The sequence below is a fragment of the Neoroseomonas oryzicola genome (assembly GCF_012163135.1).
Taxonomy (GTDB): Bacteria; Pseudomonadota; Alphaproteobacteria; order Acetobacterales; family Acetobacteraceae; genus Neoroseomonas; species Neoroseomonas oryzicola.
In genome coordinates this window covers 1-12644 of sequence record NZ_JAAVUP010000014.1, presented here as the reverse complement: position 1 = coordinate 12644, position 12644 = coordinate 1, and the positions used below count along the sequence as shown (strand labels likewise).

The following is a 12644-nucleotide window of genomic DNA, read 5'->3' as shown; positions in this document are numbered from 1 at the left end:
ATGAGGCTGCACGGCTGGGGCGTAGCCAAGCGGTAAGGCAGCGGTTTTTGGTACCGCCATTCCCAGGTTCGAATCCTGGCGCCCCAATCATGCAGTCGCGGTGTCGCAGACGATTTTCGGGTCGGCGGCCCTGGCCCGCGAACGCCCCGCCTTTCCGGCCAGACACGCGAGGGGCTCCGGCAATTTGTACCTGAGAGACGCTGGCCCGGCGGACCGCTTCTACAGGGTCAGGTCCATGCGGCGCATGCAGGTGAAATACATGACGGTACGGATGGTGGCCCTCGCCGGAAGCAGGCCTACTCTGCCGCGGCGCGCGGCCACTCCGGCGTCTCGCCACCGATGCGCCGGGTGAGCGCGGCGGCGGCCTCGGTCAGGATCGGCCGCGCAGCCGCCAAGGCCTCCGGCGTCCAGCGGATCACTGGCGCAGAGAGCGCGAGCGCCCCGGCGAGTCTATCGCCCGGCCCGAAGACAGGCGCCGCCATGGACCCGGTGTGTGGATCGGTCGCACCCATGGTGACGATCGGCAGGTCGAGGGCCGCGGCGTAGTCCGGCAGCGGCCGCGCCGCGAAAGCCCGGAGCACCTGCGCGATGGCGGAACTATCGAGCGGAAGCGCATCGCCCACCCGCACATGCATCCTGAGCAGGTGCGGGCTGTCGACGCGGAACAGACAGAGCCGCTGCTCGCCGCGCCGCACGTAGAAGGCCGCCGTCTCGCCGGTGCGCGCGACGAGTTCCTCCAACGCCGGCATCACATGCGCTTCCAGCCGGAAGGACTGGGTGTAGATCGTGCCGAGCCGCAGTACCTCTGCATCCAGCCGATAGGACCCGTCACCCTCGCGTGCGAGGTAGCCATGGTCCACGAGCGAGATGGCAAGGCGCATGATCGTGCTCTTCACCAGCCCCGTGCGGTCGGCGAGTTCCGCCAGCGACACGGCGCCATCCCCCTTGCGGAACGCCGACAACACGCTGAGGGCACGGTCCGCCGAGGCAACACCCTCGAGCGCCGGTCGTCGATTCGCCTTCTCCGCCATGCCTACCTCCGAACCCTCGGCGCCATTTACCGCTATTCCAGACGCGCGCGCAGGATGCTGCCCGTCTCGCTCTCGGTGATGAAGAGGTCGCGCCCATCCGGGCCGCCCAGGCAGAGATTGGTCGTCGAGGCGCCGGCGCAGGAGGCGATCGCGAGCGTCGGCTCTGCCCGCCCGTTGAATCGCCAGATTGTCCCGACGCCGGTATGGGCGACCAGCAGGTTGCCGTCGCGGTCCCAGGCAAGCCCGTCCGGCCCGCCGGGCCCGCCATGCAGGTGGATGTAGATGCCGGCCTTGGTCACCGCGCCGTCGCCATGCAGCGGCAGCCGCCAGACCTGGTTGGCGCGGGTGACGGCGACCAGGCAATGCGACAGGTCCGGCGCGACGACGATGCCGTTCGGGCTCGGCACCGTGCCGATCAGCAGGTCGAGCCTGCCGTCGGGCCGAAGCCGATACACGCGCCCGGTCGGGTCGTGCAGGCCGGTCTGCCCCTGGTCCGTGAAGAAGATGCTGCCATCGGCGCCGAGGGCGAGGTCGTTCAGCCCCTTGAAGCCTTCGCTACGCGCCGTCTCCAGCAGCGGAGTGACCGTGCCCGTGCCGGGGTCGACGCGGACCAGGCCGCGCTTGTAGTCGGTGACAAGCAGCATGCCGTCGGGCGCCACCTTCAGCCCATTCGGCCAGCCGTCATAGTCGGCCACCTGGTCCCAGGCGCCATCCGCCGTGATGCGGAAGATCCGCCCGAAGGGAATGTCGGTGACGTAGAGCCGGCCCTCGGCGTCGAAGCAGGGGCCCTCGAGGAAGCTGTCGATCTCCCGCCCGCCGCGGTTCCAGCGTGCCCATGCGGTCGCGCGGGGGAGGCGGAAGCGGTCCGGCAGCCGGGTGAAGACCTCGGTGCCCAGGCGCGGGGGCGGCGCGAAGAAGCCCATCGCCTTATTGCCGCTCGATGCCGCTCGTGGCGGCGATGTCGCGCCAGCGCGCGGTCTCCTCCACCAGCAGCGCGGCGAAGGCTGCGGGCGGCATGCCGCCAGGCTCGGAAGCGAGGGAGGCGAGGAAGTCGCGCATGTCCTGCGCCTCCAGCGCCTTCGCCACCTCCGCCTGCAGCCGCGCGACCACGGCATCGGGCGTGCCGGCGGGCGCGGCGAGGCCGGACCAGTTCACCACGCCCTCGCCATTCGGGCCGAAGCCCGGCAGGCCCGCTTCCCGGAAGGTCGGCACCTCGGGCAGGACGGCGGTGCGGCGCATGCCGCTCATCGCCAGCACCCGCAGCGCCCCACCCTGCACATGGCCGAGGGCCGAGCCGAGTGAAACCATCACCAGGTCCACCTGGCGCGAGAGCACGTTCGTCACCGCCTCCCCGGCGCCGCGGAAGGGCACGTGCAGCATCCGGATGCCGGCGGCCTGGGCGAAGGCGGCGGCGGCAAAGTGCGGCGCGCTGCCGATACCGCCCGTCCCGTAGGTGATCTTCTCCGGCTCGCGCTTCGCGGCCGCGATCAACGCGGCGAGGTCGCGCCAGGGCGCGTCGCGGTGCACGGCGAGCATGACGGGCGAGAAGGCAGAGACTGTCACCGGCTTGAAGGCGGTCGCGTGGTCAAAGGGCAGGCGTTGGAAAAGGTAGGGCAGCATGGCGTAGGTGTTGTCCATCGCCAGCAGGATGTGGCCGTCCGGCGCGGCGCGCGCGACCTCGGCGGCGCCGATCGTTCCGGTCGCGCCCGACTTGTTTTCCACCACCACGGGACGACCAAGCGCCTCGGAGAGCTTCGGCGCGAGGCGCCGCGCGATGGTGTCCACCGCGCCGCCGGGCGCCCAGGCGACGACGATGCGGATCGGGCGCGACGGCCAGGCCTCGGCCTGGGCAAGGGCGGGGCGACACAGCCCGGCAAGGGCGAGCGGCGGCGTCGCGAGGCCGGAACAGAGGATCTGACGGCGGGAGAGCATGGAGCGCAGTTCCTTCCCTGGTGAGCCCCGGTTGGATTTGTGGGGCTTGTATTTCGAAACGTCGTTTCGTTATAAGCGACCGGCGCCCGGGCCTGTCAAGCAAAGCCGTGGCGCTGGGAAGGAAACCACTCGAGATGCCAGGACCCCGCTTCGGCCGACGCACCGCCATCCTTGGAACGGCCACGCTGCTCGCCCGCCCGGCCGCGGCCCAACGCGGCTGGCCGGAAGGCCGACCGATCGAGATCATTGTGCCCTTCGCACCCGGCGGCGGCATGGACGCCATGGCGCGGACCGTCGCACCCTTCCTCGCCGCCCGCCTGCGAGGTGCGCGCGTGGTGGTGAGCAACCGGCCCGGCGCCGGCGGCCAAGTGGGAACCGAGGCGGTGGCGAATGCCGCGCCGGACGGCTTCGTCCTCGGCGCCTGCGCAACGCCCACCGTGCTGAGCCAGCCGATCGAACGCCCGGTGCGCTGGCGTCCGGCGGAACTCACATACCTCGCGCAGGTGGTCGAGGATCCCTGTGGGCTGTTCGTCCGCGCCGATAGCCCGATGCAGAGTCTGTCCGACCTGCTGGCGGCGGCGCGGGCGCGGCCGGGCGACGTGCCCTACGGCACCGCGGGTATCGGCGGGGACGACCACATCGCGATGCTGCTGATGGAGGAAGCCGCCGGCGTGCGGCTGAACCACGTGCCCTTCAACGGCACCTCGCAGCTGCTGGTGCCGTTGCTCGGCGGGCAGCTCGATGTCGGCGCCTTCAACATCAGCGAGGCGCTGCCGCTGTTGCGAGAACGCGCGATCCGCGGCCTCGGCCTAGCTGCCGAGGCCCGCGAACCGGCCGCGCCGGAGATCGCGACCTATCGCGAGGCCGGTTTGGACGTCGTGTTCTCCGCCGGGCGCGGCATCTTCGGCCCGCCGGGCCTGCCGGATCCGATCCGCGCAGAAATCGAGACCGCCTTCGCCGCGACCTTCGCCGACCCCGCTTGGGCCGAGGCGGCGTCCCGCGCCGGCCTGCCGCTCAAGCCGCTGGTCGGCGCTGCCTATCGCGACGCGGCGCTGGGTGGAGAGGCGGCGCTGCGCGCCCTCTGGTCCCGGCGCCCCTGGCGCGAGTGACCGAAAAAATGGAATTAAATTTCGTAATTCTGGCAGGCAGCCGGACGGCCTGCGCATTCAGGAGAGCATGAACATGGCTGCCGGCTTCAGGATCATCCCCCGCGCGCGCAAGGTCGCCCCGGACGCGGTCGCACGCTTCCGCGACCTGCCGGTCGCCAATGTCAGCGACGTCATGTCGCGCATGACCGCGGGCGGTCCGCGGCTGCGCCCGATGCATGCGGGGGGCGTGCTGGCCGGGTCCGCCTTCACGGTGAAGACGCGCCCGGGCGACAACCTCATGGTCCACAAGGCCCTATCGCTCGCAGCGCCGGGCGACGTCATCGTCGTCGATGCCGGCGGCGACCTGACCAACGCCATCATCGGCGAGCTCATGCTGGCGCAGATGATCAAGCGCGGCCTCGCGGGCATCGTCATCAACGGCGCGATCCGCGACAGCGCCGCCATCCGCGCGCAGGGCTTCCCGGTCTTCGCCGCCGGCGTCACCCATCGTGGCCCCTACAAGGACGGCCCCGGCGAAATCAATGTCGCCATCGCGATCGACGGCATGGTGATCGAGCCCGGCGACCTCGTGCTGGGCGACGAGGACGGCCTGCTCTGCGTCCCCTTCGCCGAGGTTGAGGCCGTGCACGCCGCCGCCACGCAGAAGGCAGCGGCCGAGGCGCGCCAGATGGCGAACATCGAGGCAGGCACGCACGACGCATCCTGGGTGGATGCGACGCTGCGGCGGCTTGGCTGCGACGGCCTCGACTGAACCGATGCATTCCGGAAGATCCCCCATGATCGAGCATCCCGCCGCGAAGCCCACGGTCCTCGTCACCGCCGCGAAGCTCGCGCCGGAGGCGGTCGCCATCCTGGAAGCCGCCGGCTACGCCGTGCCGTGCACCTCCGGCTATCCCTCCGAGGCCGAGTTGCTGGCCGCCATCGCCGAGCATCGGCCGGTGGCGCTGCTGCACCGGCAGGGCTTCATCAACGGCACCGTCATGGACGCCGCCGCGCCCGCGCTGCGCGTGATCGCGCGCCATGGTGCCGGCGTGGACGGCATCGACCTCGCGGCCGCGGAGGCGCGCGGCCTGACCGTGACGCGCGCCGCGGGGGCCAATTCGCGCTCGGTCGCGGAGCACGCGATGGCACTGATGCTCTCCCTGCTGAAGGACCTGCCCTCGGTCGCCGCCGGCATGCGCGACGGGCTGTGGGAGAAGACATCCCGCATGACGCGCGACATCGACGGCGTCACGCTCGGCATCGTCGGCTACGGCGCGATCGGGTCCAAGGTCGCGCGCTTCGCGGATGCCTTCGGCATGCGGGTTGCCGCCTACGATCCTCTCCTTCCCGCCGGGCCGCTGCCTGGCCCCGGGGAACGCGTCGCTGACCTGTCCGCACTGCTGGCGCGTTCCGAAGTGCTGTCGCTGCATTGCCCGCTCGACGCCGCGACGCGGGGCATGGTCGGCGCGGCAGAACTCGCGCTGATGCCGCGCGGCGCCATCCTCGTTCACACCGCCCGCGGCGGCATCGTGGACGAGGTCGCGCTGCTGGCCGCACTCGAGTCCGGGCAGCTCGCCTGGGCTGGCGTGGACGTCTTCCTGCAGGAGCCGCTGGATACCGCCAGCCCGCTACGCAGCCATCCGCGCGTCCTGCCGACGCCTCACCTTGCCGCGAATACGCCACGCGGTGCGGTCGGCATGTCCACCATGGCGGCGGACTGCATTGTCGCGGTGCTGGCCGGACGTGTCCCGGCGATGGCCGGCGCCGTGGTCGTCCAGGGATGCCTGCCTGCGGCGGCCTGACGCGATTCACGACAGCGCAGTGGCCCGTGGCGGCCCGGCCCAACCAGATCACCACCAGAGAGGAAACCTTGAGAATGCCCATCATAGCCACGCGCCGCGGTATCCTGGCTGCCGGGGTCGCGTCCCTCGCCGCGCCCGCCCTGGCTCAGCCCGCCTGGCCGGGCGGGCGGCCCATCGAGGTCATCGTCGGCTTCGCGCCCGGCGGCGGGACAGACGTGATGGTGCGCGCGCTGACGCAGTTTCTCAGCGCCGAACTGCCGGGGTCCAATTTCGTCGTCGTCAACCGGCCCGGGGCGGGCGGTGAGACGGCCTATGTCGCGCTGCAGACCGCCCGGCCGGACGGCTACACGCTCGGCACCATCAACACGCCGGGCTACCTCTCGCTCGGGGTGCAGCGCCGCGTGCGCTATGACCGCGCGCAGATCCGGCTGATCGCGCGCCTGGTGGACGATCCGAGCGCCTTCGTCGTGCACAGGGATTCGCCCTACCGGTCGTTGCGCGACCTGGTCGAGGCGGCGAAGCGCCGGCCCGGGACGATCAGCGTCGGCTCCTCCGGCATCGGCACCGACGACCATCTCGGCCTGACGCTGTTCGAGGCCGCCGCGGGCGTAGAGCTCATCCATGTTCCCTTCGCCGGTGCCGGTCCCTCGCGCAATGCCGTGCTCGGCCGCCAGATCGACGTCGCCGGCCTGAACCTCGGCGAGATCGGGATGCTGGGACAGGAGAACCCGATGCTGCGCGCCCTCGCGGGCATGGGTGAGCGCCGCTGGGAGTTGATGCCGGACGTGCCCACCTTCCGCGAGGAAGGCTTCAACGTGCTGATGAGCAGCGAACGCGGCATCGGCGCGCCGCGCGGCATCCCCGACGAGGTCGCAGGCCGGCTGGAGGACGCGATCGCGAAGGTGATCGCCACGCCCGAATGGGCGGAGAGGGTCCGCCAGCTCGAACTGGCGATGGCCTTCCTGCGAGGGGCGGAATGGGAGGCGCAGATGCCGGCCCAGCTCGCGCGCTACCAGCGGATCTGGGAGAGGACGCCTTGGCAGTAAGGGCCGGCACGGCGCCTGCCTAGGGGCGCAGCGCCTCGCAGCCAGGCGCCTCGTGCAGGCGATAGACGCGCGTCGCCGTGCCGGCGAACAGGGCGCCGCGTTCCGCCTCCCCCGCGCCGGCCGCGAGGCGCTTGAAGGCATTCCACAGCACGCCGTAGCCAACCATCCCCTTGTCCACGGGGAAGTTACTCTCGAACATGCAGCGGCCGGCGCCATAGGCCTCGATCAGCGTGTGGACGACCGGTCGCCAGGCCTGCTCCAGTTCGACCGAGCCCGGCGGCAGTGCGCGCAGGTGGAAGTCGTGGCCGCCGACTTCCATGGCGAGGCCGCCGAGCTTCATCACCGTGTTCGGCAGGGCGGCGAGCGCCAGCACCTCGCGGCGCCACTCCGCGAAGCCTTCCTCGCGACGCCCGGCATAGGGCCCGACGCCGAGCGGGCCGCCACAATGATTCACGACCACGGTCAGTTCGGGTACGGCGCGCGCGACCGCCGCAACCAGCGGCAGCTGCGTCTGGTAGGCCCAGATGTCGAGCACGAGGCCGTGCGCGGCGAGCCGGCGGGCGCCTTCGACGAAGCGCGGATCCTCGAGCGGTCCCGGTGGCGGCCCGAGCAGGTTCGAGCGCACCGCGGGCGAGGGATGCCAGGCGGTGCGGTTGCGCACGCCACGGAAGCGCGAACGGGCTGTCGCGACATGCGCTTCGAGCAGAGGCGCCACGCGGTCGCCGAGGGTGAGATCCACGAAGCCAATGATGCCTGCGCAGGCGCGCGTCGGCCCGTAGGTGCCGCTGGCGCTTGCCGCCGCGATGCCGTTAACGAATTCCGTCTCACCAAGGGAACGCGCTTCCTCGGGGCCGCTCGCGCGGTACATGGAGCCGCACTGGATGAAGACCGTCGCGCGAATGTCGTGGCCCTCGGCGGTGTCGCGCAGCAGGTCGTCGAGGAGGTAGCACTCGGCCTCCCGATCCCAGAGGTGATGGTGCGGATCCACGATTGGAAGCGCCGGATCCAGCGGTTCCTCTCGCCGTTGGGCGAGCCATTCGGGACGAACGGCGATCTGGCGCGACGGTGTGAAGTCTGGGGCGGCGAGGGAGGTCATGAGGTGGAGAGTGCCTGTCGTCGGGAGAGCAGGGCAAGGCACCGTCAACTTGTCGCGGCCAAGACGACGATGATGGCTGATGGCGACGGCGCGCGCAGTACCTTCATGCTGCAGCTGCGATGTCGCTGACGGACGCCCACGTCGCCATGGCACGGGCGTGTTCTGCGCGGTACTCGGCGGCGGAGACTTGGTCACGGCGGAGCTGGAAGAGGTTGTTGATCTGATCGTGGCTGGATCGGAAGCGCCGGGCGTGCCGGGCTGACTTGAACCGATTCATCTGCCGCTCTCGTCGTCGCGTCGGCTGGCGCGAGTTCTCCGCCCTGTTGTTCCGCCCCTTGTACCGGCGATGCTCGACACCCGGCATGATCGCCTGCTTGGCGACCGCGTAGCTGCCGAGCTCGTCGGTGATGAGGACGCGCGGCGGACGGCCCTGCCGCTTCAGCAGCTTGCGCAGCAGCCGCTTGGCAGCGCGCCTGTCACGCCGTCGCTGCACGAGCACGTCCAGCACGCACCCACTTCCGTCGACGGCGCGCCAAAGCCAGTGCTGCTCACCGGCGATCTTCACCGCAATCTCGTCGAGATGCCACTTGTCGCCGGCCCGAGGGAGCCCTCGGCGAATCCGGTTGACGAAGGCCTGGTCGAGCTTCAGCGCCCACCGCCGCACAGTCTCGTAGCTGACCACGATGCTGCGGGCGGCAAGCAGTTCCTCGACCATGCCGAGGCTGAGCGGGAACCGGAAGTAGAGCCACACCGCGTGGCTGATGATCTCCGCCGGGAAGCGATAGCCGGCGAAGCTCAGGCGATCAGGCGTCATCCCGCCCCGCTACGTGAGCCAGAGCCCCCGGGCAAGCCGCCAACTTGACAGTGCCACGCGCTCACTCCCACGTGCCGGATCTTCTGCAGGGTGGTGAAGGATGAGTGGCAGTCGCCCAACTGAGCGCCTGCCGCCTTCAGCCCGCGCGCTGCAGCAAGCCCTCCTGTGCCGCACGCGACCAGCGGGCATCATCCGCCCTCGTACGCGCCGCGAAAGCGACTGCGCCCTCGACATTGCCGTAGTTTCCCATGGTGATGATGCGCTGATGGATGGCCGGCTGGGCGATCGCGACGTCCAGCGCAGCATTCATGCGGACCAGGATCTGCTCCGGCAGGTTGGCAGGCCCGTATAGGCCGACCCATCCCATGAAATCGAAATCCGGTACGCCCGCCTCGCTGATCGACGGAACGTCGCGCAGCAGCGGCAGCCGCTCCCTCGTACTGACACCGATGATGCGGATCCGGCCGCTGTTCATCTGCGACAGGGCCGATTCCGGGCTGCCCCAGCCGACATTCAGGTGACCGGCGATCAGGTCGGCCATCATCGGCCCGCCACCACGATACGGCACCTCCGTCATCTCGGTGCGTGTCTGACGGGCGAAGAGATGACCGACGTAGGAATTCAAGGCCGTCGATGTGCCGAAGCTCACGCGTCCCGGGTTGGCGCGCGCATAGGCGATAAGACCGCGAAGATCGGTGAACGGCGCCGCGCTACTGGCCACCAGGACCATCGGGTAGGCCGCCAGCAACGCAACGGGCGTGAAGTCGTCGACCGGATGGAACGGCATGTTCGGCATGACATAGCGGTTGGTCAGATGACCGCTTGTGACCGAGACGTAGAGATAGCCGTCCGCCGGCGCGCGCGCCACCTGGTCCGACCCGATAACGCCATTGGCCCCTGCCCGGTTCTCCACGACGATCGGCTGCCCGAGTGACGGGCGCATAGCTTCCGCCAGGACGCGAGTGATGAGGTCAGTGCCGCCGCCCGGTGAGTACGGCACGATGATACGGATCGGCCGCTGCGGCCACTCCTCCTGCGCGAAGGCAATGCGGGGCGCGACCAACCCGGCCGTGCCGGCGCGAATCAGGACGCGGCGATGGATTGCCATGACGTTTCCTTTCCCGGCCTTCTAATGCGCGACGTGCATGCCCAGCGCGGCGGCTTGGCGCCGCTCGAAGGCGCGGCAGGCCTCATTCCACCCGAAGCCGCGTATGCCGCCGCGTACGGAAGCGGGTTCCACCGACTTGTAGCACTCGGCCCATTCCGGCGGCAGCGCGACGGAATCGGGTGTCGACAACCACAGCCGGAACAGCAGGCGCTTGCGCTCCGGCTCCTCGTGATCCTCGAACTCGGTGCGGGAATGCAGCACGACATGGTTGTTGATGAGCTGCATGTCGCCCGGCTCGAGCCACATCGAGAACATGACGTCCGGCCGGCGAATGATCTCCTCCACCAGGTCGAGCGCCTCCCATTGCTGCTCGCTCAACGGCGCCACGCCATCGAGCCGCTGCGCCATGTTCACCCGGTTGCGGTTGAGACGCCCGAACAGCCGCCCATCGCGCATCCCGAAGAGCGGGCAGAGCAGGTAGGGGGCCTCATCCGGGGCCTGCTCGCCCTGGCGGCTATAGGCGTAGGGCTGGTAGAGCAGTTCGAGCAGATCCGGCCGCTCCGCCGCCATGCGGTCGTGCAAGGTCATGGAACTGGAGCACATGCTCATGCCGCCCGACTTGGCTGCGTTGTAGCAGGTGAGTGCCACGACATCCGAGCCGTCGATGTGGAAGTCAAGACTGGCCTTCGTGTTATAGCCGCGCCCGCCACCGTGGCGGTACGTCTGCCCGGCATCCCGCACGGCGGAGATGTACTGCGAGGCTTTGCCCTGCGGCCGGGCGACACCGAAGTGCAGGCCGATGCCCCAAGTCATGAGCTCGAACTCCGCCTCGCTCATGCCTTCGCGCGGGAGACCCTTGACGAGCGAGACGCCGCGGCCCTGCGCTTGCTCCGCGAATGCGGCGGCGAACACGTCCCGCGCGGAGCCGAGGTCGAAGTCGTCCTTGCCGTAGTCGAAGATCTGCCTGGCCGGATCGTAGGCTTCCTGAACACCCCGTCGTAGATGGGCCGCCTGATCCGCGTCGATGCGATAGATCCAGCTTTGGTCGCGTGTGAGTTCCTCGGCCGACCAATGGGCAGGAGTGCGAGCCGTCTTGTAGGGCATCTGGTTGCTTTCATGGTTAGCCGTGGATCGTGACGCGCAGTGCAACGCACCACGTCGCCATCTCTCGACGGATCAGAGGACGTTCGTCGTCAGCACCGCCGGTGACAGCGGGCTGGCGAAGCGCGCCCGTACGGCGCATGGCTCGCAGCCGGGGCCGCGCCGAAGGACCTTTTCCAGATCCGGCGTCACCAGACTCCGACGCAGCGCGAGCGTCCCCGATCTTGCGGAGCGAAGGCGGCAGGTACGTGTTCCGCACATCGTCATGTTGCCTCCAACACGAATTGGAGCATGGTGTTCTCGGTGATGATGCGGCCCCGATTACCGACCGCGAGCGAGCCATAACGCTGCGCGAAGCTGGGCGGCAGCGGGCGCGCTCCCGCTGGCGCCAACCATAGGCGCAGCAGGTGCCGGCGGCGATCCGGTTCTGGAAAATCCTCGAAATCAGTGCGGCTATGCAGGTTCTGGTGATTGTGCAGGAACTGCATGTCGCCGGGCCGGAACTCGATGGTCAGGTTCAATCCGGGATCATTGGTGAGCACATCGAGGTATTCCAGCGCCTCGATCTCGAGGGCCGTCAGCCTGCGTGCCGCTTTGTAGTTGGCCTGCGCTGAGCGGATATACTGGCCGGAGTATATCGTGGTCAGTTCGCCAGCATGCCAGTTGAACACAGGCACATCGAACCACGGCAACATGCCCTTCGGTATCTCGCCGCGCCGGTCGGTCGGGAAGGCGTTGAAGAGTGCAGCGCGCAGATCCGGCCGGCGCTCGAGCATGACGTCATGGAGGGTAACGGAACTGACGATGCGGCTTTCGGCGCCCGCTTTGGAGGACATCAGGCACAACAGCCCGACTATATCGCAACTGTCGGTGTGGAACTCGAGCGCGCGGTCGGTCTGATAATAGCGCGTCGTCGGCTTGTTGATGTCGAACCCAAGGTTGCGCACATGGCCAAGAAGGTGGCCCTTCGCGTTCTGCGAGCGGAAGCTGCCGAGATGTACGCCGACGCCGAGATAGGCGATTGCCGCCTCTTCCATGGTGACAGCGCCGACGTCAAAGCCGCGGAACTGGACGAAGCCACTGCCATGCAGGAGATCCTGCAGGATGGCGTCCAGCCGCGGGCCCAGGCATGGCAGCTTGAAGCTCTCCCGGGTGATCTCGCCCATTTGACGGCCGGAGGCCTTATGCGCCCGCGTCGCGGTAGCGATCTCCTCCAACTCGGCTTCGGAAAAATGATGCAGCCAGGTGGGGTCCGCCAGAAGCTCAGATCCGCGCCACGCCGCGGGACCGTTGATGAGCCCATCCGGCATCGATGGCGCGCCAGCCCCTTGGGCATGCGACATGATTTCCTCCGCTTCACCTCATGCTTGCCGCTGACTCTGTGGGCGTTGCGGCGAGGCGTCCATTTGTATCTGCCTATGGGTCGCGCCGGTTTGCTTATGGGTGTCAATTTGATCTTGAACTTGGAGAGTGCTCCGGTGATTTGCTCCCGTCGAATGGGTCGAGGGAAAGCCGGCACCGGAAATGGCATGGCCTGCTACCCATCCTTGGACCGCCCTGGCGGGCGTCTTCCAGCGCTATTCGGTCGGCGTGGGCCGTGTACCGCTGACCGATTTCACCAGG

Annotated in this window: 12 protein-coding genes and 1 tRNA gene; 5 read left to right on the top strand and 8 right to left on the bottom strand. The window is 69.1% G+C overall.

What is annotated here, in order from left to right; all coding sequences use genetic code 11:
- Positions 1-15 precede the first annotated feature (15 nt).
- Positions 16-87: transfer RNA gene (locus tag GWK15_RS22965), tRNA-Gln, on the top strand.
- 209 nt (positions 88-296) lie between these two features.
- Here the strand turns inward: GWK15_RS22965 and GWK15_RS22960 are convergent.
- The 3 genes from GWK15_RS22960 to GWK15_RS22950 are packed head-to-tail and all read right to left on the bottom strand — an operon-like array spanning position 297 to position 2963.
- Positions 297-1031, bottom strand: a complete 735-nt coding sequence (locus GWK15_RS22960) for an IclR family transcriptional regulator (RefSeq protein ID WP_168043742.1) — start codon at positions 1029-1031, stop codon at positions 297-299.
- A 32-nt stretch (positions 1032-1063) separates the two neighbouring features.
- Positions 1064-1954, bottom strand: coding sequence for an SMP-30/gluconolactonase/LRE family protein (locus GWK15_RS22955; protein WP_168043741.1), 891 nt, complete (start codon positions 1952-1954; stop codon positions 1064-1066).
- A 4-nt stretch (positions 1955-1958) separates the two neighbouring features.
- A complete protein-coding gene (locus GWK15_RS22950; protein ID WP_168043740.1) occupies positions 1959-2963 on the bottom strand; it encodes a Bug family tripartite tricarboxylate transporter substrate binding protein in 1005 nt (334 codons plus the stop codon).
- 134 nt (positions 2964-3097) lie between these two features.
- On the opposite strand from GWK15_RS22950, the gene GWK15_RS22945 reads away from it, so the two are divergent.
- The 4 genes from GWK15_RS22945 to GWK15_RS22930 all read left to right on the top strand — a co-directional run bounded on the left by GWK15_RS22945 (position 3098) and on the right by GWK15_RS22930 (position 6902).
- On the top strand, positions 3098-4072 hold the full coding sequence (locus GWK15_RS22945; protein WP_168043739.1) for a tripartite tricarboxylate transporter substrate binding protein: 975 nt from the start codon (positions 3098-3100) through the stop codon (positions 4070-4072).
- Positions 4073-4139: 67 nt separating this feature from the next.
- Entirely contained in the window at positions 4140-4823 is a 684-nt protein-coding gene (locus GWK15_RS22940) for an RraA family protein (RefSeq protein WP_245211851.1), read from the top strand.
- Between the two features lie 25 nt (positions 4824-4848).
- Positions 4849-5856, top strand: coding sequence for a hydroxyacid dehydrogenase (locus tag GWK15_RS22935; RefSeq protein WP_168043738.1), 1008 nt, complete (start codon positions 4849-4851; stop codon positions 5854-5856).
- Positions 5857-5930: 74 nt separating this feature from the next.
- Positions 5931-6902, top strand: coding sequence for a tripartite tricarboxylate transporter substrate binding protein (locus GWK15_RS22930; RefSeq protein ID WP_168043737.1), 972 nt, complete (start codon positions 5931-5933; stop codon positions 6900-6902).
- Positions 6903-6921: 19 nt separating this feature from the next.
- On the opposite strand, the gene GWK15_RS22925 is transcribed toward GWK15_RS22930, so the two are convergent.
- The 5 genes from GWK15_RS22925 to GWK15_RS22905 all read right to left on the bottom strand — a co-directional run bounded on the left by GWK15_RS22925 (position 6922) and on the right by GWK15_RS22905 (position 12364).
- Positions 6922-7998, bottom strand: coding sequence for an amidohydrolase family protein (locus GWK15_RS22925; RefSeq protein WP_168043736.1), 1077 nt, complete (start codon positions 7996-7998; stop codon positions 6922-6924).
- 103 nt (positions 7999-8101) lie between these two features.
- Positions 8102-8812: an IS6 family transposase gene (locus GWK15_RS22920; RefSeq protein ID WP_168043735.1), complete on the bottom strand. Its 711-nt coding sequence runs from the start codon at positions 8810-8812 to the stop codon at positions 8102-8104.
- A gap of 136 nt (positions 8813-8948) precedes the next feature.
- On the bottom strand, positions 8949-9920 hold the full coding sequence (locus tag GWK15_RS22915; RefSeq protein WP_168043734.1) for a Bug family tripartite tricarboxylate transporter substrate binding protein: 972 nt from the start codon (positions 9918-9920) through the stop codon (positions 8949-8951).
- A gap of 21 nt (positions 9921-9941) precedes the next feature.
- Positions 9942-11024 (bottom strand): TauD/TfdA family dioxygenase, encoded by a 1083-nt coding sequence (locus tag GWK15_RS22910; RefSeq protein ID WP_168043733.1) that lies wholly within the window; start codon positions 11022-11024, stop codon positions 9942-9944.
- A 260-nt stretch (positions 11025-11284) separates the two neighbouring features.
- Positions 11285-12364, bottom strand: coding sequence for a TauD/TfdA family dioxygenase (locus tag GWK15_RS22905; RefSeq protein ID WP_168043732.1), 1080 nt, complete (start codon positions 12362-12364; stop codon positions 11285-11287).
- Positions 12365-12644: the final 280 nt, after the last annotated feature.

Bases quoted from the DNA above. Each gene is read 5' to 3' on its own strand.
- GWK15_RS22910 (WP_168043733.1), bottom strand. From the start codon at position 11,024: ATGCCCTACAAGACGGCTCGCACTCCTGCCCATTGGTCGGCCGAGGAA.
- GWK15_RS22925 (WP_168043736.1), bottom strand. From the start codon at position 7,998: ATGACCTCCCTCGCCGCCCCAGACTTCACACCGTCGCGCCAGATCGCC.
- GWK15_RS22930 (WP_168043737.1), top strand. From the start codon at position 5,931: ATGCCCATCATAGCCACGCGCCGCGGTATCCTGGCTGCCGGGGTCGCG.
- GWK15_RS22960 (WP_168043742.1), bottom strand. From the start codon at position 1,031: ATGGCGGAGAAGGCGAATCGACGACCGGCGCTCGAGGGTGTTGCCTCG.
- GWK15_RS22920 (WP_168043735.1), bottom strand. From the start codon at position 8,812: ATGACGCCTGATCGCCTGAGCTTCGCCGGCTATCGCTTCCCGGCGGAG.
- GWK15_RS22935 (WP_168043738.1), top strand. From the start codon at position 4,849: ATGATCGAGCATCCCGCCGCGAAGCCCACGGTCCTCGTCACCGCCGCG.
- GWK15_RS22915 (WP_168043734.1), bottom strand. From the start codon at position 9,920: ATGGCAATCCATCGCCGCGTCCTGATTCGCGCCGGCACGGCCGGGTTG.
- GWK15_RS22950 (WP_168043740.1), bottom strand. From the start codon at position 2,963: ATGCTCTCCCGCCGTCAGATCCTCTGTTCCGGCCTCGCGACGCCGCCG.
- GWK15_RS22945 (WP_168043739.1), top strand. From the start codon at position 3,098: ATGCCAGGACCCCGCTTCGGCCGACGCACCGCCATCCTTGGAACGGCC.
- GWK15_RS22955 (WP_168043741.1), bottom strand. From the start codon at position 1,954: ATGGGCTTCTTCGCGCCGCCCCCGCGCCTGGGCACCGAGGTCTTCACC.
- GWK15_RS22905 (WP_168043732.1), bottom strand. From the start codon at position 12,364: ATGTCGCATGCCCAAGGGGCTGGCGCGCCATCGATGCCGGATGGGCTC.
- GWK15_RS22940 (WP_245211851.1), top strand. From the start codon at position 4,140: ATGAACATGGCTGCCGGCTTCAGGATCATCCCCCGCGCGCGCAAGGTC.